Origin of the sequence: Metabacillus indicus LMG 22858 (genome assembly GCF_000708755.2) — a bacterium.
Classification (GTDB): Bacteria; Bacillota; Bacilli; order Bacillales; family Bacillaceae; genus Bacillus_P; species Bacillus_P indicus.
This window is the reverse complement of record NZ_JGVU02000002.1, coordinates 1,523,477-1,545,129: the sequence shown is the minus strand read 5'-3', so window position 1 is coordinate 1,545,129 and position 21,653 is coordinate 1,523,477. Positions and strand designations below refer to the sequence as shown.

Below are 21,653 nucleotides of genomic sequence, written 5' to 3'. Positions count from 1 at the left end.
TTAATATGCGTATTCTCTATTTGCTGCTGGCGGGAGCCATGCTGTTTTATGCACTGCCAAGACTGGATATCTCAAGTGCAAACCCTCTTGAGAGCCTGTTTTCTCTCATCTGGATTCTGTTTGCTCTCTTTGCTGCAGGCGGAAATTTAACGGGTCTGATGTATGCACCGAAAAAACACAAAGCAAAACAGGCGCAAGTGCGCAGGATGAAAGTAAGACAGCGTGCAGCGGCGCGTTGATATAAAGCGGTCTCACCCTTATAATAGAAAAAGAAAGAATGGCTGATAAAAAAGGGTGAAGAAGCTTGGCGACAAAGCATGAGCAAATACTGCAGCATATTGACGGCCTCCCGATCGGGGAAAAGATTTCGGTCAGGCAGGTCGCGAAAGATATGAACGTAAGTGAAGGCACTGCATACCGTGCGATTAAAGAAGCCGAAAACAAAGGCTATGTAAGCACGATTGAGCGTGTTGGAACCATTAGGATTGAAAAGAAAAAGAAAGAAAATATTGAAAAACTCACATACGCTGAAGTTGTAAATATCGTAGATGGACAAGTCCTGGGCGGACGTGCGGGACTTCATAAAACGCTTAACAAGTTTGTCATCGGCGCCATGAAGCTTGAGGCGATGATGCGCTATACGGGTGCCGGGAATCTGCTTATCGTAGGGAACCGGACAAATGCTCATCAGCTCGCCATTGAAGCGGGTGCAGCTGTGCTGATTACCGGGGGTTTTGACACTGACGAGCATGTAAAGAGAATTGCTGATGAAGCCGAGCTTCCGATTATTTCAACAAGCTATGATACGTTTACTGTGGCAACCATGATTAACAGAGCGATTTACGATCAGCTGATCAAAAAGGAAATTGTTCTGGTTGAAGATATTCTCACAACGCTTGATAAAACGATATGCCTGAAAACGACTGATACAGTAGATGAGTGGTATCAGCATAATGTGAATACAGGCCACGGCCGTTTTCCGGTCATTGATAACCAGCTGAGAGTACAGGGGATGGTCACCTCAAAAGACGTGATGGGGTATGACCGCAGTGTGATTGTTGAGAAAGTCATGACGAAAAATCCAATCACGGTCATTGGGAAAACATCCGTTGCCTCAGCGGCGCAAATGATGGTCTGGGAAGGCATTGAGGTTTTGCCTGTAGTAGATCAGAATAACCGGCTGGAAGGAATGATCAGCCGTCAGGACGTTCTTCAGGCGCTGCAAATGATTCAAAGGCAGCCTCAGATCGGCGAGAAGCTTGATGACATCGTGACCAATCAGTTTATTGTCACGGCTGAGGATGCAAAAAAAGCGAATGTCTACCGTTTTCAAGTATCCCCGCAAATGACAAATCATCTCGGCACGATTTCATATGGTGTATTTACAACCGTCGTGACAGAAGCGACAAACCGGTATCTTCGCACACAGAAAAAAGGCGAAATTGTCGTTGAAAACATCACGATTTACTTTATGAAGCCTGTTCAGATGGACAGCATGCTTGAAGTGCATCCAAAAATCCTTGAAGTCGGGCGCAAGTTCGGAAAGATTGATGTTGAGGTATTCAGCAGCGGAGTGGCAGTAGGCAAAGCCATGCTGATGGTGCAGCTGATTGAGAGAAGCTGAAAATAGGTAAAAAAGCAGGCAGGGAAAACGAGAGTTTCCCTGCCTGCTTTTTTAAACCAAGCGATTTCAGCCTTCCCTTGCTTCTTTTGCAGCGTGAGGAAGGTAGTGCTTATAGGCTTTGTAGCCGGCCAAGCTGCTGGCAAGTCCGACAACCATAAAAATAATCCCAACGACCAATGAAACCGTTGAATGAAATAAAAACAGCTGGTTCAGGCCGAACAAAAACACAAATACACCCAGTGCTATGCTCGATTTTGCAGAGAGCCACTGTTTTTCCATCGGCTTTCTGGTTCTGTAAAACTTCACTTTATAGAAAAGATAAAAAGAGAAGGCAAATACGATCAGAATGACAAGTACAGGCATTAAGAATAACCTCCATAGTAAACTTACATCCTCTATTTTAATCATTCTTGCGCAGGATTGCTATAACCAAAGACAAGATTCGCTTTCTGCCCGGACGGTTTTATGCTTTAATTAGTCTATAATCAGGTTCGAAAAGGAGACTACACATGAAACAGGAAATTCTGTCAGAGATTAAGCAGTATGAAACGATCATCATTCACCGGCACGTACGTCCTGACCCGGATGCATACGGATCACAATGCGGACTGGCCGAGATTATCAAGGCCTCTTTCCCGGAAAAGAACGTCCTTGCAGCGGGACTTGGTGAACCCTCACTCGAGTTTTTATATAAAATGGACAACGTGAAAGACCGTGACTACGAGGGAGCACTTGTGATTGTCTGCGACACCGCCAATCAGGAGCGTGTGTGTGATCAGCGCTATCATACAGGTGCAAAGCTTATAAAAATTGACCACCATCCAAATGAAGATCCATACGGAGACCTTCTGTGGGTGGATACGTCCGCAAGTTCAGTCAGTGAAATGATTTATGAATTTTATCTTGCGGGCAAAGAAGACGGGCTTGTTTTGCCTGACAAAGCAGCAGAGCTGATTTACGCGGGAATTGTCGGCGATACGGGCAGATTCCTTTTTCCGAGCACGACGAAAAAAACATTAAGATATGCCAGTGAGCTTGTTGAGTATGATTTTTCATTTACAGACATTTATGATGAGATGTATAAGACGAAATATAATGCGGCTAAGCTCAGCGGCTATGTTCTGCAGAATTTCAAGCTGTCGTCATCGGGTGCTGCTTCCATGATCCTGACGAAAGAGATCCTGGAGCAATTTGAAGTGAGTGCTTCTGAGGCTTCACAGCTGGTAGGCATGCTTGGCAATATTGAAGGTCTTCGGGCATGGGTCTTTTTTGTAGAAGAAGCAGATCAGATCAGAGTAAGGCTTAGATCCAAAGGTCCGGTTATTAATGAACTGGCAAAAAAATACCGCGGCGGCGGCCATCCGCTTGCTTCAGGCGCATCTGTCACAAGCTGGGAAGAAGCGGATCAGGTTCTTTCAGATCTTGAAAGCATTTGCCGGAGCTTTCAATAAGAAAAGCCAGATGAACTTATTTCACAGGGATAAACCAGTACCCGAATTCAGTTGAATCTTCGTGAAAGGTCAGTCCCTGTGCAAGAAGTTCTTTTTTAATCAGTGAAGCAAGCTCGTTTGACTCCGCATAAGCTGAATAGCCTTCTTTCAGGCGTGCCGCTTTTTCCCGGGCCATCTGTTTGTGGTTTAAAACATACATCCTCATTCCTCCTGATTTTGGGTTTGCTGCTATTACCATTCTACCCGAAAGGCAGGAAGGAGTGCGGTTTAATTGATTGAAATTTCTAAAAATAAACCATTCGGTTCCCGCCGCAAGGTTCATTGGTCCCGTTTTTTATTTTGCGAATGAGACTTTAAGCTCGATTGAGAGGGTGGTGTATATGAACATTTCCTCAATTTCCACCCGGTACTGCTTGTCATCGATTTTATATACTTTGTTTTCGACCGCTTTTTTCATCAGCTTTCTCGTTTTATAAACACTTTCCAGATCCTTTGCCAAAACATCAGACACATCTTCTTTCACCTGATCCTCAATCATAAATGTCATCAGGGACGTAAACTGATAGCGTTCTCCGTTCATTAAGGTCACGCTGATCTTCTGCACCCGGAGTTTTTCCTGAGTGATTTTATTCAGATTCTGAATCTCCTCATAGTAGCTTTTATTTGTCTGCTTCAAATCTTCAATTGTGTACGTCTGTTCTTCAATTTTTGTCACCAGCTTCTCCTGCCACTCGCCATATATATAAAGGAAGATGCACCAGCTGATGATGGCGCCGAGCACCATGCCTCCAAAAAGCCGCTGCCAGGATGGACGCCTGTATAATGGAGGGATTCTCATTCCGGTGACTCCTGCGTGAGCCATAAGATCAGGAGCCAGCCAGTCTGCGCGCCGCCCATGGCTGAAATGATCAGCAGGACCTGTTTAATTACATCACGTGTTTCTCCTTCAAAAAATCCTCTTTCAAAGCTTGAAAAAGCGTCAAAGGTACCGCCGATTGCAGCGACAAGGGCCCATATTTTCAGTCTGTTTGCGAGACTGTAAATCGTCGACAGCGGAGGCTCACCTGCTAAGTAAGCACCGATGCCGCCAACAATTGATCCGCCGAGAATTACGCCGAGTGCTATGAAATAACTGTTGATAAAGGCCGGAATAAACGCCTCTTTAACCTCCATGCGATTCACCCCTTTCTTCTATGTATATGGACAAACAATGGAAGTATGAGATGGGACAGCTTCAATTTGTGTCACTTTTCAATAGAGAATATAATAAAAAGATGAGATTTAGAGAAAGGACGGGACATGCGATTGCCATTTGTTCACCTTCAAGTTCAAAGTGCCTACAGTCTGCTGAACAGTTCAGCGCGAATCGACCGGCTTGTTGAAAAAACAGCAGCCCACGGAGCAAAATCACTAGCGATTACTGACTTCCATACGATGTATGGGGCGGTAGCTTTTTATAAAACATGCATGAAACACGGCATCAAACCCATTATCGGGCTAATAGCGTCTGTTACGCTCGAAGAACAGGGCGCAAGCGAGGGATACCCGCTTGTTCTGCTTGCCAAAAACAATGAAGGATACAGAAATCTGATCAAAATCAGCAGTGTTCTTCAAACAAGATCTCCAGGGGGAATAAAATCCCGGTGGATGAAATCCTACAGCTCCGGAATTATCGGGTTAACACCCGGTGACAAGGGCTTGGTGGAACAGGCGCTCTTGAGCGGGGATAAAGAGGAAGCGGAAAAAACGCTCTTGCTTTATAAATCACTGTTTCATGAAGGCGATTTCTATCTTTCGCTCCAAAATCACAGCCTGCATACAGATAAAGAGCTGGAGAAAGGGATTTTAGAAGTAAGCAAAAAAACAGGGGTGCCTGCTGCCGCTGCCAACAACGTTCACTATATCGAAAAAGAGGATGCGTTTGCCCACAATTGCCTTCTTGCCATCAAAAACGGTGCAAAGCTTGAAGACGACAGTGACTTCGCCCTTCCTTCCAATCAGTATTATTTAAAATCCCCTGCTGAAATGGCAGAGCTTTTCAGGGACTGTCCCGAAGCTCTTGAAAACACTCTGAAAATAGCAGATAGGTGCCAGGTCACAATGGAACTTGGACAAACCCGTCTTCCGAAGTATCCTGCACCTGACGGCCAGCCGGCTGACGAATATTTGGAGCGCCTGTGCCTGTCCGGTCTCAAAGAGAGGTTCGGCGATCCGCCGGACAGCTATTACAAAAGGCTTGACTACGAGCTGAATGTAATCAGGGAGATGAAATTCAGCGACTATTTCCTGATTGTCTGGGATTTCATGAAATATGCCCATGATCATCGAATTCTCACCGGTCCGGGAAGGGGATCTGCAGCAGGCTCGCTTGTTGCCTATGTCCTCAGAATCACAGATGTGGATCCAATAGAGCACCGCCTTTTATTTGAGCGCTTCTTAAATCCTGAGCGCATAAATATGCCTGATATAGATATAGATTTTCCTGATTCTAAAAGGGATGAGATCATCTCGTATGTGGCAGAAAAGTACGGGGCGATGCACGCAGCTCAAATCGTGACGTTCGGAACACTCGCTGCCAAAGCTTCCCTCAGGGATGTCGGGAGAGTCATGGGGGCATCTGCCAAAGAAGCTGATGTTCTTGCAAGGCTCATTCCTTCAAAGCCCGGGTCCACATTGGAGCAGGTTCTCTCAGAATCCAAAGACCTTCAGCAGCTTCTGGATGATTCGGATTTGTACAGGAGAATTTTTGAAACAGCCGTAAAGCTTGAAGGCCTCCCTAGGCACACCTCCACACATGCAGCGGGCATGGTGCTGAGCAGCCAGCCGCTTACAGATATCGTTCCGATCCAGGAGGGGCATAACGGCATTTATTTAACTCAGTTTTCAATGGATTATCTTGAGGATCTTGGGCTTTTGAAAATGGATTTTCTTGGCCTGAGAAATTTAACGCTGATTGAGCAGATCACAGGTTTAATCGAACGCCATGAAAAGAAACGGATTGATTTTGCCCGCATTTCCTACGCTGATGATCAAACGTTCGAGCTTCTTGGAAAAGGGGATACAACAGGAGTTTTTCAGCTTGAATCAGACGGGATGCGCAGCGTTCTGAAACGGCTCAAGCCGACAGATCTTGAAGATATCGTAGCTGTAAACGCCCTGTACCGTCCGGGTCCGATGGAAAACATTCCGCTGTATATCAGACGGAAACATCATGAAGAGCAAATCAAGTACCCGCATCCGGATTTAAAACCAATCCTTCAAACGACGAACGGCGTCATCGTCTATCAGGAGCAGATTATGGAGATTGCGTCTAAAATGGCCGGATTTTCTTTAGGTGAAGCGGATCTTCTAAGGCGCGCTGTCGGAAAGAAACAAAAAGAAATCCTTGACCGGGAGAGAGAGCACTTTGTCTCGGGCTGTCTGAATAACGGCTATGACCGGGCGTCTGCAAACCATATTTACGACTTAATCGTCAAATTTGCAAATTACGGGTTCAACCGGAGCCATGCTGTTGCCTACAGCATGATTTCTTTTCAGCTTGCCTATTTAAAAGCCCACTATCCGGTTTATTTTACGGCCGCTCTTTTAACAAGCGTGATCGGCAACGATGAGAAAACCGCCCAGTACATCCGTGAGGCAAAGCAGCATGGAGTCACAGTTCTTCCTCCTTCTATTAATAGAAGCGAATATCCTTTTCTTGTCGAAAACGGAAACATCCGCTTCAGTCTGAATGCGATTAAAAGTGTAGGCGTCAATGCTGTAAAAGAAATCTACGCGGCCAGAAAGAAAAAAGCGTTCTCAGATCTGTTTGATTTCTGCACAAGGGTATCCATGAAGACCGTAAACAGACGAGTTGTTGAGTCTCTTATTTTTTCAGGGGCCATGGACGAGTTTGGCATGGAGAGGTCGACTCTGCTTGCTAGCCTTGATCTTGCGCTTGAACATGCTGCCCTTTTTTCAACGGATGATGAAAATCAATTTGATTTGTTTTTAGAAGAGGAAGAATTCAGCATCAAGCCGAAATATATAGAAGTTGAGCCGTTCAAAACGGAAGAAAAGCTGAAGTTTGAAAAAGAGTCGCTTGGTTTTTATTTTTCAAGCCATCCTGCTTCAGCCCATTTGCCGCTGTTTCAGCGTGCAGGGGTTCTTCCTCTGAGTGAAGCTGTTCTCGGAGGTCAGAAAAAAGTAAAGGTCGGCGTGTTTATTTCTGCCATGCGGACGATCAGGACAAAAAAAGGCGAGGTCATGGCGTTTCTTGCCTTGAGTGATGAAAGCGGGGATCTTGAAGCGGTGGCTTTTCCGAACGTTTATACGAAGGCCCGGAATTTGCTTGATCAGGGAAATGTGGTCATTCTTACAGGCAAAATGGAAAACCGCAGCGACCGCACGCAGCTGATTATTTCCGATGCGGAAACAGTGGATGATCTGAAGAAAAGAGCAAAGATGCTCTTTTTAAAAATTGAGGAATTGCATCTCGCGGAAGGAAAGCTTCAAACCGTGCAGAATACTCTTAAAAAGCACCGCGGCACAACGCCTGTTATTCTCTACTATGAAAAAGAGAAAAAGAGCGTCAGACTGCCGGATGAATATAACACAGAAGCGAGTGCTGCATGTCTTTCAGAGCTTAGAAAATTACTCGGAGAGAAAAATGCAGCCGTCAAAGAATAAGCACAAAGGTCCGGTGCCGGACAAAAAGACAGGACTTTACAATACTTAAAATTATGTTATGATTTATTATTGGCTGGAGGTGGTCTGACCACCTCCAAATAGACCCTAAGGAGTGAGAACATGTCATTGCGCGAAGAAGCATTACATATGCATCTAGTTCATAAAGGAAAGCTTGAATCAAAATCAAAAGTACCAGTCAGAAATGCTAAAGACCTGAGCTTAGCATATTCTCCAGGGGTCGCTGAACCTTGCAAAGCGATTTATGAAGATAAAAATAAAGTGTACGACTATACAATGAAAGGCAACATGGTTGCCGTTGTTTCTGATGGAACGGCTGTCCTTGGGCTTGGAAATATCGGACCGGAGGCAGCACTTCCTGTTATGGAAGGGAAAGCTGTTCTTTTCAAAAGCTTCGCAGGTGTTGATGCGTTTCCAATCTGTTTAAACACAACGGATGTGGACAAGATTGTAGAAACGGTCAAACTTCTCGAACCTACTTTCGGCGGCGTGAATCTTGAGGATATTGCTGCACCGAATTGCTTTGTCATTGAAGAGCGCCTGAAAAAAGAAACGAATATTCCGATTTTCCATGATGACCAGCATGGTACAGCCATCGTTACAGTGGCAGGTCTTGTGAACGCATTGAAGCTTGCTGGCAAATCCATGTCAAGCATCAGGGTGGTTGCAAACGGAGCGGGTGCGGCAGGCATTGCCATCATTAAATTGCTTTACCGCTACGGTGTGCGCGATATTATCATGTGCGATTCCAAAGGGTCGATCTTTGAAGGCCGCTCTTATGGAATGAACAGTGTAAAAGAGGAAGTGGCCAAATATACAAACCGCGACCGCACAGAGGGAAGCCTGGCCGATGTCATTAAAGATGCGGACGTGTTTATCGGCGTTTCAGTAGAAGGGGCTTTGACGAAAGAAATGATTGCATCCATGAAAAAAGATCCGATTATCTTTGCAATGGCAAACCCTGTCCCTGAAATCATGCCTCATGAAGCGAAAGAAGCAGGCGCCATGGTCATCGGAACAGGCCGTTCAGATTTCCCGAATCAGGTAAACAACGTTCTTGCTTTCCCTGGCATTTTTCGCGGAGCGCTTGATGTGCGAGCTACACACATAAATGAACAAATGAAAATTGCGGCTGTAGAAGCGATTGCTGCCCTGATTTCAACTGAGGAACTGACGGCGGATTATGTCATCCCGGCTCCATTTGATTCCCGGGTTGCCCCTGCGGTGGCTGCGGCTGTTGCGAGGGCAGCAATGGAAACGGGAGTGGCCAGAATAAAAGCCGATCCTGAGGAAATTGCAGAAAAAACGAAGCAGCTTGCGATTATTGATGCAAAGTGAGTGATGTACAATGAGTGCATCTAAACCTAAAGTATATATCGAAATTCTTCGCGAAATCAGGTCGATCATCAAAGAAGACGGGCTCGCTGCGGGCGATAAGATTCCATCTGAACGCGAGCTTGCCGAACGTCTGCAGGCAGGACGGTCCTCTGTCAGAGAAGCGCTTCGGGCGCTTGAGCTCCTGGGGATCATTGAAACAAGGCGCGGGGAAGGCACCTTTATTAAAGATTTTCGCGACAATGACCTTGTCGAAATTCTCGGCACCTTTATTCTTCAGGATAAAAATGCAATTTCTGATCTTACTGAGATGAATAAGCTTCTTGAATATAATGCCCTGCAGGTCCTGCTTGCAAAAGACCGCGAGACGGAACTGAAAGAACTGAGAGACAGGCTGAAGCAGGAGACGATGGCCCATGCAGCATTCATGACGGAGCTTATGAAACTGTCGGATAATTTTCTGCTGTACCGTATCTGGACGGTTGTCAGCGAGTATGTAAAGCTGATTCAGCCCAAACATGAGTCCGGACCTCAAGCCGTCTATGAAGAAATCATCGACGGACTGCTTTCCAAGGACGAAAATCGTGTATTCCAATCTTTTTACACTCTAGCTCATAAAGAAAGTGCCGATAAGGCATAACATCTTTTTTCGGAAAGGCTTCCCTGCTGCCGGTCTTATTATCAGCGGCGCAGATTCACAGCCTGCAAAAAAATGGATGATGGTCAGGCAATTGCCCGGTCATTTTCATAGAAAAGGAGGCAGCGATTTGTTAAAGGATTTATTTTCAAAGAAAAAGAAATATGCATCCATTCCTTCAGATCAGGCAAAGCACGATGTGCCTGAAGGAATTATGACAAAATGTCCAAGCTGTAAAAAGATTATGTATACGAAAGAATTAAATAAAAACCTGCGCGTGTGCATGAACTGCGGCCACCACCATACAATGAATGCCAAAGAGCGCATTAAGAGTTTATTTGATGAACATACATTTAAAGAGTTTGATAAAGAGATGGTTTCTGAAAACCCTCTTAATTTTCCGGGCTATCTTGAAAAAGTAGAAAAAGACCGGAAGAAAACAAAGATGAATGAAGCGGTTGTAACAGGCGAGGGAGCCATTAACGGCAATCAGACCGTTGTTGCAGTCATGGATGCCACTTTCCGGATGGGAAGCATGGGGTCAGTCGTTGGAGAAAAGATTACGAGAGCGATTGAGCGTGCGAATGAAAGAAAGCTTCCATTCATCATCTTTACAGCTTCAGGCGGCGCCAGAATGCAGGAAGGTGTTTTAAGCCTTATGCAGATGGCCAAAACGAGCTCTGCCCTGAAACTGTTCAGTGATAACGGCGGATTGATCATTTCTGTAATGACACACCCGACAACAGGCGGTGTTTCAGCAAGCTTTGCCTCTTTGGGAGACTACAATTTTGCTGAACCGAAAGCGCTAATCGGTTTTGCCGGCAGACGGATTATTGAACAGACGATCAGAGAAGATCTGCCGGAAGATTTCCAGACAGCAGAATTTCTATTAAAACACGGTCAGCTTGATGCGGTCATCCACCGTCTCGATATGAAGGATACTCTTTCGAATATCCTTGAGCTTCATTCCTCAGGAGGTGCATCTTCATGGTAGGGGAACTGGAATTTGAAAAGCCCGTCACAGAACTGAGGGCGAAAATCTCTGAACTGAAACAGTTTACGGAAAGTACAGATGTGGACTTGTCTGCTGAGATCTCTAAGCTTGAAGGGCGCCTTGAAAAGCTTGAGAGAGAAATTTACACAAATCTTCAGCCGTGGGACAGAGTTCAGATTGCAAGACATCCGAACCGTCCGACAACGCTTGATTATATTGAAAAGCTCTTCACAAACTTTTTCGAGCTTCATGGTGACCGGTATTATGGGGATGATGAAGCCATCGTAGGCGGAATTGCCAAGTTTAACGGGCTCCCTGTAACGGTCATTGGCCATCAGCGCGGAAAAGATACAAAAGAAAACATCCGCAGAAACTTCGGAATGCCTCATCCAGAAGGCTACCGCAAGGCACTCAGACTGATGCATCAGGCTGACAAGTTCGGCCGTCCGATCATTTGCCTGATTGATACAAAAGGAGCATACCCTGGAAAAGCAGCCGAAGAACGTGGCCAAAGTGAAGCCATTGCAAAGAACCTTTTTGAAATGGCAGGGTTATCCGTACCGGTCATCTGCATCGTTATCGGCGAGGGCGGAAGCGGCGGTGCGCTTGCTCTTGGAGTCGGCAACCACATCCATATGCTTGAGAATTCAACCTATTCGGTTATTTCCCCGGAAGGAGCTGCTGCCCTTTTGTGGAAAGATTCAGGACTTGCCAAAAAGGCAGCGGAAACGATGAAAATCACGGCCCCGGATCTGAAAGAACTGGGCGTTATTGATCAAATCATCAAAGAAGTAAAAGGCGGCGCCCACAGGGATGTTGCTGAACAGGCAAAAAATATGAATGGGGTCATTCATGATTCGCTGAAAGAGCTTTTAAAGCTCGATGGAGAGCAGCTGATTCAGCACCGCTATGAAAAGTTTAAAAGAATCGGCCAGGTTTCGTTTGCAGAGGAAATTATTGGGGTAAAATAGATTAACGTGTAGCCTTCGGAAGGAAGGCGGCACGTTTCTTTTTTTGAAAGGACTGTTTTTCAGACCTTGAATTCTTAAATGAAGAATGCCAAATCTGGTTATTCATAGAAAAACAGCCAGTTCATGTGAGTGAGATTATTCGACAATCCCAAAAGGAAGCGTTTACTTGACTTAATTTTCAAAGATTCGCTGAAAACCCTTCAGGACAGGCGGTTTTATTGTATAATGAGAAAGGTTTAAAGGTAACGTGAAATTTCGACATTTGTCGTTTCTTGTCTATTGTATTGCCCATTTCTTCATGTTATTTTAATATCACATACTACTTTGGGGTGAGAAAAATGAAAAAAATCGGCGTATTAACCAGTGGAGGAGATTCACCTGGCATGAACGCTGCCGTGCGTGCTGTCGTACGTAAAGCGATCTATCATGACGTAGAGGTGTTCGGCATTTATCATGGTTATTCAGGCTTAATTGCAGGCCATATAGAAAAACTTGAACTCGGTTCGGTAGGAGATATTATCCACCGCGGGGGTACAAAGCTCTACACAGCCCGCTGCCCGGAGTTTAAAACAGTTGAAGGCCAGCTCAAAGGCATCGAACAGCTGAAAAAGCACGGCATTGAAGGCCTTGTAGTCATCGGCGGAGACGGTTCTTACATGGGAGCTAAAAAACTGACTGAACACGGTTTCCCGTGCGTAGGCGTTCCAGGCACCATTGACAATGACATTCCAGGCACAGATTTTACAATCGGATTTGACACGGCACTTAATACCGTGATTGATGCAATAGACAAAATTCGTGATACAGCAACTTCACATGAGCGTACATATGTAATTGAAGTAATGGGACGCCATGCAGGAGATCTTGCATTATGGTCCGGCCTTGCAGGCGGAGCAGAAACGATTCTGATTCCTGAAGTTGACTATGATATGGAAGATATACTTGCCCGTCTGAAGCACGGAACAGACCGCGGCAAAAAGCACAGTATCATCATTGTTGCTGAAGGCGTTGGAAGCGGAGTTGACTTCGGAAGAAGGATCGAAGAAGCTACAAACCTCGAAACACGTGTCTCCGTTCTTGGCCACATTCAGCGCGGAGGGTCGCCAACAGCATTTGACAGAGTCCTTGCAAGCCGTCTGGGAGCTTACGCTGTAGAACTTCTTCTTGAAGGCAAAGGCGGACGTGCGGTCGGTATTCAAAGCAACAAGCTGACGAACAATGATATCCTCGAAATTCTAGACACACCGCATACGATTGATCAGAACATGTACCAGCTTTCCAAAGAATTATCCATCTGATTTCCAATCAGACTGGTATCGTTTTCATACCTATATACAGGAGGAATTTATCGAATGAGAAAAACGAAAATAGTTTGTACGATCGGCCCTGCAAGTGAAAGTGTAGAGAAGCTTACACAATTGATGGAAGCGGGCATGAACGTATCACGCCTGAACTTCTCCCACGGAGATTTTGAAGAGCACGGAGCACGCATCAAAAACATCCGCGAAGCAGCTGCAAAGCTTAATAAGAATGTTGCCATCCTTCTTGATACGAAAGGACCGGAAATCCGCACGCATTCTATGCAGGACGGAGCAATTGAACTCGTGGCAGGATCTGAAGTAACGGTATCTATGACTGAAGTTCTTGGTACAGCAGACAAGTTCTCCATTTCTTACGAAGGTCTTATCGACGATGTTCATACAGGTTCAATCATTCTTCTTGATGACGGTCTGATCGGTCTTGAAGTAATTGAAATCAATAAACAGGCGAGTGAAATCAGAACAAAGATCCTTAACACAGGAACACTTAAAAATAAAAAAGGCGTCAACGTGCCGGGAGTAAGTGTAAAACTTCCTGGAATCACTGAAAAAGATGCAAATGACATTGTGTTCGGAATTGAGCAGGGAGTGGACTTTATCGCTGCATCATTCGTGCGCCGCGCAGCAGATGTTCTTGAGATCCGCGAATTGCTTGAAAAACATGGAGCATCTCAAATCCAGATCATCCCGAAAATTGAAAACCAGGAAGGCGTCGACAACATCGATGAAATTCTTGAAGTATCAGACGGCCTTATGGTAGCGCGCGGAGACCTTGGCGTTGAAATTCCTGCAGAAGAAGTGCCTCTTGTTCAAAAAGAATTGATCAAAAAGTGCAACGCAGCAGGCAAGCCTGTTATCACAGCTACTCAAATGCTTGACAGCATGCAGCGCAACCCGCGCCCTACACGCGCAGAAGCAAGTGACGTTGCAAATGCCATTTTCGACGGTACAGATGCAATCATGCTTTCTGGTGAAACAGCAGCCGGTTCATACCCTGTTGAAGCTGTTCAAACAATGAACAACATCGCTTCACGTGCAGAACAGGCACTGGATTACAAGCAGATCCTTGCAAAGCGCAGCGAACAGGCTGACATGACAATTACAGATGCAATCGGACAATCGGTTGCACATACAGGCTTGAACCTTCAGGCGGCTGCAATTGTAGCAACGACTGAAAGCGGCCATACTGCACGCATGATCTCAAAATACCGTCCTAAAGCTCCAATCGTTGCGGTCACATCATGTGAATCTGTTTCACGCAAGCTTGCTCTTGTATGGGGCGTACATTCACGCAACGGCGAACAGTCTTCATCAACAGATGAAATGCTTGATCAGGCTGTTCAGGAATCCCTTCTTTCAGGTGTAGTCAAGCATGGTGATCTGATTGTCATCACAGCTGGTGTGCCGATCGGAGAAACAGGCACAACAAACTTGATGAAAGTTCATGTTGTCGGCGATGTTATCGCTAAAGGCCAGGGCATTGGCCGCAAAACTGCATTCGGCAAAGTTGTAGTGGCAAGCTCAGCGGCTGATGCAGAAGCAAAAATGACACAGGGAGCCATTCTGGTTTCTCAAAGCACAGACCGCGACATGATGCCTGCGCTTGAAAAAGCAGCTGCTCTTATTACAGAAGAAGGCGGCTTGACAAGTCATGCTGCTGTTGTAGGCTTAAGCCTTGGAATTCCTGTTATTGTCGGCGTTGAAAACGCAACAGCCATCTTAAAAGACGGCCAGGAAATCACAGTAGACGGATCACGCGGCGCGATCTATCAAGGACACGCAAGCGTCCTTTAAGTGAATACAGAAAAAGAGAAGGGCAGACCCCTTCTCTTTTTTGCATGTGTTTCATATACTTTTCCATTAGATGCACAAGCCTTTTTATCCATAACGCGAGGTGAATTTCACATTGAGATATATCCTGCCTTTTCTAATCATCATCCCTGCGCTTGAGATTGGCATTTTGCTGTTCTCAGGCAAAACGCTCGGAATTATTCCGACCATTCTGCTGATCATTGCAACAGGAGTCGGAGGCGCCTTCCTGGCCAAAAAACAAGGCATAGAAACCATTCAAAAAGTCCAGAGAGAAATGAGCAGGGGCAACATTCCCGGAGACTCGATACTCGACGGACTCTGCATCCTTACAGGCGGCCTCCTTTTGCTCACACCGGGCTTTGTCACCGATATAACCGGTTTTATGCTGCTCATACCCGGCACAAGGAAAATGTTTAAACCGCTTCTTCAGAAGCAGATCAGCAAAATGATTGAACGAAACCGGTTCACCATTATCAGATAGAGCCGGGTGAAGCTTGCCGGCAAGAAAGATCCCCCGAAAAAATTCGGGGGATTTCTTATCTGTATGCAGGAGAAAAACAGGCGATTGGCCTAATCGCGGCTCGTTCCTGTAATAAACTTCCATGCATCCTCAAAAACCCCGGCGTTCTGAAGGGCGTTAAAAATGACAAGAGCAACCGGCCCTGCAATCAGGCCTAAAAACCCAATCAGCTTAAAGCCGACAAACAGAGAAAGCAGGGTAGCAAGCGGATCAAGACCAATGGTAGAAGAGAGAATTTTCGGTTCTATCAGCTGCCTTTGCATTAAGATAATAAGATACAGCGCGCCAAGTCCAATAGCAAAGGGGAGTTCGCCGCTGAAAGCAGAGTAGATGATCCAGGGAACAAAGACAAGACCGGTGCCAAGGTACGGCAATAGATCGACCAGGCCAATCATCAAAGCTATCGTGATTGCATAATCCACTCTCAATAAGAGCAACCCTATAAGGACGGTCACAGTGGTAATGCTGATCAAAATAATCTGGGCCTTTATAAAACCAAATAATGCTTTTTTTAAGTCATCTGCGACAGATCTTCCGCTTTTTCGTGCTTTGACGGGAAGATACTTTCTGAGTAATTTCTGGAACTTGTACCAGTCTTTGCTGATAAAAAAAGCGGCTAAAAGAGAAAAGACAGCGGCAGTTGCTGCATTGGGAAGCCAGCTGATCAGAAGCGGAATGTTTTCTAATATTTCTTTTAGAAATTCTGCCGCGTTTGAACCGATTTGCTCACCGGTGTGCTGGATGTTTGCAAGAATCGTTTTTTGCTGGGAGGCATCAAGAGTATTAAACAGCGCTGCAAAGTCCTCATAAACCGGCAGAATCCGGTCTAAAGTAAATGTTTCTATATATACAACAAGCGTTTTAAAATGCTCAGGTACAGACGAAGCTAAATAAGTCGTACCCGCTACAATCTCTGCAATCAGAAGTGTGACCATTCCTGCAAAGACAATGACTAAGCACGCAATAGACAAAAACACGGCAGCGCCGCGAACCATCCGCCTCTCAAGCAGATCGACAAAAGGATTTATAATAGAGGCTAATAAAAAACCTATAATAAATGGATAAGCGAGGGCGGATACATAATAGACGGACGCAGCTGCAGCTATGATAATTGCTGTGACTGCAAGGGCTCTGAAGGCCGCATGTGCCAGTTGTGCATTCAATAAAATACCCTCCTTTTCTCTTTTGGGGAAAAATCCGGAAAGGAAGAATGAAATGAATCAACCTGTCCTATTTTTAATCATATTATTCATCGTTGGATTTCTTGCCAAAAATCAGTCATTAATGTTTGCAGTAGGTTTTCTTCTTGCTGTAAAACTGACCGGACTGGATGAAAAGCTGTTTCCGCACATTCAGTCGAAAGGAATAAATTGGGGGGTTACGGTTATTACGATTGCCGTTCTCGTCCCGATTGCCACAGGAGATATCGGATTTAAGCAGCTGACAGAAGCAATGAAATCCTCCTACGCATGGATTGCCCTGGGTGCAGGAATTGCTGTGGCGCTGATTGCTAAAAACGGTTTGACTCTGCTGCAGGATGATCCGCACATTACAACAGCGCTTGTATTTGGCACCATTCTCGCCGTTTCATTATTTGGGGGAGTGGCAGTCGGGCCGCTGATCGGGGCAGGCATTGCCTATCTGGCCATGCAAACGGTTAAATTTTTTGGTTAATATAATAAATTCTGATACAATATACGAGAAGGCGCCTTGAAAACCTATTATTCATCTTAAATATCATTTTTCTGACAAATTTTTTGCTTCTGGAAATTCTTTTCGTTCACAAAAATCAGATAATTGTTTATAATGGATATAGGCAGTATGATTACGCCTTCTTGTTCATCTTAAGTCACAATTGAAGATAACATTCGATGTGGCTCTTATAATGGCTGTAAATGTAAGCATTTTCTTTTTAAAAATGCTTGAGTATTGAGCAAGCGCTCGGTCGTTTAAATAATTGGAAGAATGGGCAAATAAGAAGAAAAATGGATTTGTCGAATGCTATCTTTTATTGCTGACGAGAAGAGCGGATCAATGGGGATATTTTTGCAAAGGAGAGATTTACATGACAACAACACGGGGTCTGGAGGGAGTAGTTGCTACTACTTCATCCGTAAGTTCAATTATTGATGATACTCTTACATATGCGGGGTATAACATCGATGATTTAGCAGAGAATGCTAGTTTCGAAGAGGTTGTATATTTATTGTGGCACAGAAAGCTTCCTGATCATGCAGAGCTTGCACAGATTAAAAAAGAGCTTGCAGAGAATGCGGAAATTCCGCAGGAGGTTGTCAGCCATTTTAAATCGTACGACCTTAAGTCAGTGCATCCGATGGCGGCGCTCCGCACAGCTGTTTCCCTTCTTGGGCTGTTTGACAGCGAAGCCGATGTCATGGATCCGGAAGCGAACTACCGCAAAGCGATCCGTCTGCAGGCTAAACTGCCTACAATTGTGGCTGCATTCGCACGTATCCGCAAGGGGCTTGAGCCTATTAAACCGAAGGCAGATGCCAGTTTAGCAGAAAACTTCCTGTATACACTGACAGGCGAAGAGCCAAGCAGTGTTGCGGTTGAGGCTTTCAACAAGGCACTCGTTCTTCATGCAGATCATGAATTAAATGCATCTACATTCACAGCGCGTGTCTGTGTGGCGACACTGTCAGACGTCTATTCCGGAATCACTGCAGCGATCGGAGCTCTAAAAGGGCCGCTTCACGGGGGAGCAAACGAAGCTGTTATGAAGATGCTGAAGGAAATCGGCGATGTGGATAACGTCGAAGCGTATCTTCACGAAAAGTTTGCCCGCAAAGAAAAAATCATGGGATTCGGACACCGCGTATATCGCCAGGGAGATCCGAGAGCCAAGCATCTCAGAGAAATGTCCGAGAAGCTCACCAACCTGACAGGCGAACCAAAATGGTTTGAAATGTCCACAAAAATCGAAGAGGTCGTAACCAGCGAAAAATCAATTCCGCCGAATGTTGATTTCTATTCAGCATCCATGTACCACAGTCTTGGAATTGACCATGACCTTTTCACGCCGATCTTTGCTGTCAGCCGTGTATCAGGATGGCTTGCACACATTCTTGAGCAGTACGAAAACAACCGCCTGATTCGCCCTCGCGCAGATTACACAGGCCCTGACATGCAAAAATACGTTCCAATCGAGCAGCGCGGCTGATTTAAGCGGACGAGGCAGTATCGGCATACGCTGATGCTGCCTGTCCCTGCGCATTTTTCCAAAAAACAAATTTCACTTACATAACAGGAGGTAACTACAATGACACAAGGACAAAAAATCACAGTTACAGACGGAGTACTTAACGTACCAAACGATCCGATTATTCCATTTATCGAAGGAGACGGCATTGGTCCTGATATCTGGGCTGCAGCTTCACGCGTTCTTGAAGCAGCTGTTGACAAAGCATACAATGGCGAAAAGAAAATCGTTTGGAAAGAAGTGCTTGCAGGAGAAAAAGCATTCAATCAGACTGGCGAGTGGCTGCCTGAAGAAACGCTTGATATGATCCGCGAGTATTTCATCGCAATCAAAGGACCTTTAACAACTCCTGTAGGCGGCGGAATCCGTTCACTGAACGTTGCTCTTCGCCAGGAGCTTGATCTTTTCACATGCCTGCGTCCAGTACGCTACTTCAACGGTGTTCCGTCTCCAATCAAACGCCCTGAAGATACAGACATGGTGATCTTCCGTGAAAATACAGAAGATATCTATGCCGGCATTGAGTATGCAAAAGGATCTGAAGAAGTTGAAAAGCTGATTGCTTTCCTTAAAAATGAAATGGGCGTAAACAAAATCCGTTTCCCTGAGACTTCAGGAATCGGCATCAAGCCTGTATCAGAAGAAGGCACACAGCGTCTTGTGCGTGCTGCCATCAACTATGCAATCAAAGAAGGCCGCAAGTCCGTAACACTTGTTCACAAAGGCAACATCATGAAATACACAGAAGGAGCCTTCAAAAACTGGGGCTACGAGCTTGCTGAAAAAGAATTCGGAGATCAAGTATTCACTTGGGCTGAATATGACCGCATCGTTGAGAAAGACGGCAAAGACGCTGCAAACAAGGCTCAGCAGGAAGCTGAAGATGCAGGCAAAATCATCGTTAAAGATTCCATTGCTGATATCTTCCTTCAGCAGATCCTTACACGTCCGCGCGAGTTTGACGTAGTTGCTACGATGAACCTGAACGGTGACTACATCTCAGATGCTCTTGCTGCGCAAGTCGGCGGAATTGGAATCGCTCCTGGAGCAAATATTAACTATGAAACTGGACATGCTATTTTCGAAGCGACTCATGGAACTGCTCCTAAATATGCAGGTCTTGATAAAGTAAATCCATCTTCTGTTATTCTCTCAGGTGTCCTTATGCTTGAGCACTTAGGCTGGAATGAGGCAGCTAAGCTTGTTGTAGAAGCAATGGAGAAATCCATCTCTGAGAAAGTTGTCACTTACGACTTTGCCCGTTTGATGGACGGCGCTAAAGAAGTGAAATGCTCTGAGTTCGGAGATGCTTTAATCAGCAAAATGTAAGATCTTCTTCATCAACAATACACAGAGCTGTTTTTCACTTTTGGAAAACAGCTCTGTTATGCTAAAGGGGATGTTTTTAATGGGCATGAAGCGTAAAAAAGTTTCCGTAATCGGCGCAGGTTTCACAGGAGCAACCACTGCATTTTTGTTAGCTCAAAAAGAACTGTCTGATGTCGTGATTGTTGATATTCCGCAGCAGGAAAATCCGACTAAAGGAAAAGCTTTGGACATGCTTGAGGCAAGTCCTGTTCAGGGATTTGACGCTCAGATTACAGGGACCAGCGACTATGCTGATACAGCTGATTCTGATCTTGTCATCATTACAGCAGGCATTGCAAGAAAACCGGGAATGAGCCGCGACGACCTTGTTCAGACGAACCAGAAAATCATGAAAAGCGTGACAAAGGAGATTGTGAAGTATTCGCCGGATGCGGTCATTCTAGTTTTGACCAATCCGGTCGATGCCATGACCTACACGGTTTTCAAAGAGTCAGGTTTCCCTAAACACCGCGTCATCGGCCAGTCAGGTATTCTCGACACTGCGCGCTTCCGCACATTTGCGGCACAGGAGCTGAATCTGTCGGTAAAAGATGTGACTGGATTTGTTCTTGGCGGACACGGTGATGACATGGTTCCTCTGGTGAGATATTCGTATGCCGGCGGAATTCCGCTTGAAACGCTGATCCCTAAAGACCGCCTGGAAGCAATTGTTGAGAGAACACGCAAAGGCGGCGGTGAGATTGTCAATCTTCTTGGAAACGGAAGTGCGTATTATGCGCCGGCTGCATCTCTTGCAGAAATGGCAGAAGCTATTCTTAAAGATCAGCGCCGTGTGATTCCTGCTATCGTTTACTTAGAAGGAGAATACGGGTTCGAAGGGATCTACCTTGGAGTTCCTGTCATTCTTGGCGGAAACGGGCTTGAGCAGATTATCGAGCTCGACTTGAATGATGATGAAAAAGAAGCATTATCAAGATCTGCTGACTCGGTCAAAAGTGTCATGAAGGTTCTTTCTTAATCGCTGCCGGGACTGGAGAATACTCTCCAGTCCCTTTTATCAAGTATTTTGCAAACGTTTTCAAATGATTGGAGGACGACGATAATGCTGCTTGGAAAAAAAAGAAAACTTGGAAGACAGATAGATGAAATCACGGTTGGAGAGAAATTAACGCTGACCGAAAAAATTGAAGATAAAGACCTGCTCCTCTATCTTGGACTGACAAATGATTCTAATCCGCTCTATATTCAGCATGATTATGCATCACTCACGCCTTATGAAAAGCCGATTGTCCCTAGCATCATGCTGACGGGCATTATCACATCTGCGATATCCAAATATATGCCTGGACCGGGAAGCCACATCCTTAGTCAAAACCTTGATTTCGTCCGTGCGGTCTATCATTACAGCATGATTCAATTCCTGTTTGAGGTGACCCAGGTGAATGCGTCCGAAAATACTGTCCTTCTCAAGGTACATGCGCATAATGACAAAGACGAGACCGTCATTCAGGGGACAATAACAGTTGCGCCTCCTGCAGCAATTGCCTCTATGGATGGCAGTGCTCTTGAAAACTTTTAAGCCAATGCCGGCACCTGTACAGGGTGCCGGCATTTTACTGTCCGTCACTGGAATGCCTTTTCCTGTTTTGGCTATTCTAATAGAGAAAGACAGCGTGCTGAAAGGATCATTTGAAAGAAAACATTTGTTCATTTGAATCTATCCTCTATAATGGAAGTATAAAAGAGAGAAAA

Annotated in this window: 21 protein-coding genes; 16 read left to right on the top strand and 5 right to left on the bottom strand. The window is 45.3% G+C overall.

The window, feature by feature from the left end; translation table 11 throughout:
* Positions 1-5 precede the first annotated feature (5 nt).
* On the top strand, positions 6-239 hold the full coding sequence (locus tag AZ46_RS11195; protein WP_029279123.1) for a hypothetical protein: 234 nt from the start codon (positions 6-8) through the stop codon (positions 237-239).
* A gap of 65 nt (positions 240-304) precedes the next feature.
* The gene (locus AZ46_RS11190; protein ID WP_029279125.1) at positions 305-1,624 is read left to right on the top strand and encodes a DRTGG domain-containing protein; all 1,320 of its coding nucleotides are present in this window, start codon (positions 305-307) and stop codon (positions 1,622-1,624) included.
* A 66-nt stretch (positions 1,625-1,690) separates the two neighbouring features.
* Here AZ46_RS11190 and AZ46_RS11185 read toward each other — a convergent pair whose 3' ends face one another.
* A complete protein-coding gene (locus AZ46_RS11185) occupies positions 1,691-1,987 on the bottom strand; it encodes a YtpI family protein (RefSeq protein WP_029279127.1) in 297 nt (98 codons plus the stop codon).
* 146 nt (positions 1,988-2,133) lie between these two features.
* Between AZ46_RS11185 and AZ46_RS11180 the strand changes: the two genes are divergently transcribed.
* Positions 2,134-3,075, top strand: a complete 942-nt coding sequence (locus tag AZ46_RS11180) for a DHH family phosphoesterase (protein WP_029279129.1) — start codon at positions 2,134-2,136, stop codon at positions 3,073-3,075.
* 16 nt (positions 3,076-3,091) lie between these two features.
* Here AZ46_RS11180 and AZ46_RS11175 read toward each other — a convergent pair whose 3' ends face one another.
* The 3 genes from AZ46_RS11175 to ytrH all read right to left on the bottom strand — a co-directional run bounded on the left by AZ46_RS11175 (position 3,092) and on the right by ytrH (position 4,248).
* Complete coding sequence (locus AZ46_RS11175; protein WP_029279131.1) at positions 3,092-3,274, bottom strand: hypothetical protein; 183 nt, start codon at positions 3,272-3,274, stop codon at positions 3,092-3,094.
* A 135-nt stretch (positions 3,275-3,409) separates the two neighbouring features.
* Complete coding sequence (ytrI, locus tag AZ46_RS11170) at positions 3,410-3,913, bottom strand: sporulation membrane protein YtrI (protein ID WP_029279132.1); 504 nt, start codon at positions 3,911-3,913, stop codon at positions 3,410-3,412.
* Entirely contained in the window at positions 3,910-4,248 is a 339-nt protein-coding gene (gene ytrH, locus AZ46_RS11165) for a sporulation membrane protein YtrH (RefSeq protein WP_029279133.1), read from the bottom strand. The genes ytrI and ytrH overlap by 4 nt, the downstream gene beginning before the upstream one ends.
* 132 nt (positions 4,249-4,380) lie before the next feature.
* On the opposite strand from ytrH, the gene dnaE reads away from it, so the two are divergent.
* The 8 genes from dnaE (at position 4,381) to AZ46_RS11125 (ending at position 15,310) form a co-directional block, all read left to right on the top strand.
* On the top strand, positions 4,381-7,743 hold the full coding sequence (gene dnaE / locus AZ46_RS11160; protein WP_029279135.1) for a DNA polymerase III subunit alpha: 3,363 nt from the start codon (positions 4,381-4,383) through the stop codon (positions 7,741-7,743).
* 120 nt (positions 7,744-7,863) lie between these two features.
* Entirely contained in the window at positions 7,864-9,099 is a 1,236-nt protein-coding gene (ystJ, locus tag AZ46_RS11155) for an NADP-dependent malic enzyme (protein WP_029279137.1), read from the top strand.
* A gap of 10 nt (positions 9,100-9,109) precedes the next feature.
* A complete protein-coding gene (locus tag AZ46_RS11150; RefSeq protein ID WP_051865422.1) occupies positions 9,110-9,736 on the top strand; it encodes a FadR/GntR family transcriptional regulator in 627 nt (208 codons plus the stop codon).
* A gap of 127 nt (positions 9,737-9,863) precedes the next feature.
* On the top strand, positions 9,864-10,727 hold the full coding sequence (gene accD / locus AZ46_RS11145; protein WP_029279141.1) for an acetyl-CoA carboxylase, carboxyltransferase subunit beta: 864 nt from the start codon (positions 9,864-9,866) through the stop codon (positions 10,725-10,727).
* Positions 10,721-11,698, top strand: a complete 978-nt coding sequence (gene accA / locus AZ46_RS11140) for an acetyl-CoA carboxylase carboxyl transferase subunit alpha (protein ID WP_029279143.1) — start codon at positions 10,721-10,723, stop codon at positions 11,696-11,698. Before accD ends, accA begins: the two co-directional genes overlap by 7 nt.
* Positions 11,699-12,036: 338 nt before the next feature.
* On the top strand, positions 12,037-12,996 hold the full coding sequence (pfkA, locus tag AZ46_RS11135) for a 6-phosphofructokinase (protein ID WP_029279145.1): 960 nt from the start codon (positions 12,037-12,039) through the stop codon (positions 12,994-12,996).
* A gap of 54 nt (positions 12,997-13,050) precedes the next feature.
* The gene (pyk, locus tag AZ46_RS11130; RefSeq protein WP_029279147.1) at positions 13,051-14,811 is read left to right on the top strand and encodes a pyruvate kinase; all 1,761 of its coding nucleotides are present in this window, start codon (positions 13,051-13,053) and stop codon (positions 14,809-14,811) included.
* A gap of 112 nt (positions 14,812-14,923) precedes the next feature.
* Positions 14,924-15,310 (top strand): FxsA family protein, encoded by a 387-nt coding sequence (locus AZ46_RS11125; RefSeq protein ID WP_029279149.1) that lies wholly within the window; start codon positions 14,924-14,926, stop codon positions 15,308-15,310.
* A gap of 89 nt (positions 15,311-15,399) precedes the next feature.
* Here the strand turns inward: AZ46_RS11125 and ytvI are convergent, their stop codons facing one another.
* Positions 15,400-16,512: a sporulation integral membrane protein YtvI gene (gene ytvI, locus AZ46_RS11120; RefSeq protein WP_029279151.1), complete on the bottom strand. Its 1,113-nt coding sequence runs from the start codon at positions 16,510-16,512 to the stop codon at positions 15,400-15,402.
* A gap of 52 nt (positions 16,513-16,564) precedes the next feature.
* Here ytvI and AZ46_RS11115 point away from each other — a divergent pair, with 52 nt between their 5' ends.
* The 5 genes from AZ46_RS11115 (at position 16,565) to AZ46_RS11095 (ending at position 21,480) form a co-directional block, all read left to right on the top strand.
* Positions 16,565-17,023: a DUF441 domain-containing protein gene (locus AZ46_RS11115; RefSeq protein ID WP_029279153.1), complete on the top strand. Its 459-nt coding sequence runs from the start codon at positions 16,565-16,567 to the stop codon at positions 17,021-17,023.
* A 391-nt stretch (positions 17,024-17,414) separates the two neighbouring features.
* Positions 17,415-18,533, top strand: a complete 1,119-nt coding sequence (gene citZ, locus AZ46_RS11110) for a citrate synthase (protein WP_029279155.1) — start codon at positions 17,415-17,417, stop codon at positions 18,531-18,533.
* A gap of 99 nt (positions 18,534-18,632) precedes the next feature.
* The gene (icd, locus tag AZ46_RS11105; protein WP_029279157.1) at positions 18,633-19,901 is read left to right on the top strand and encodes an NADP-dependent isocitrate dehydrogenase; all 1,269 of its coding nucleotides are present in this window, start codon (positions 18,633-18,635) and stop codon (positions 19,899-19,901) included.
* A gap of 79 nt (positions 19,902-19,980) precedes the next feature.
* Positions 19,981-20,919 carry a malate dehydrogenase gene (mdh, locus tag AZ46_RS11100; protein ID WP_029279159.1) on the top strand — a complete coding sequence of 313 codons (939 nt, stop codon included), beginning with the start codon at positions 19,981-19,983 and terminating at the stop codon, positions 20,917-20,919.
* Positions 20,920-21,006: 87 nt separating this feature from the next.
* Positions 21,007-21,480 carry a MaoC/PaaZ C-terminal domain-containing protein gene (locus tag AZ46_RS11095; protein WP_029279161.1) on the top strand — a complete coding sequence of 158 codons (474 nt, stop codon included), beginning with the start codon at positions 21,007-21,009 and terminating at the stop codon, positions 21,478-21,480.
* Positions 21,481-21,653: the final 173 nt, after the last annotated feature.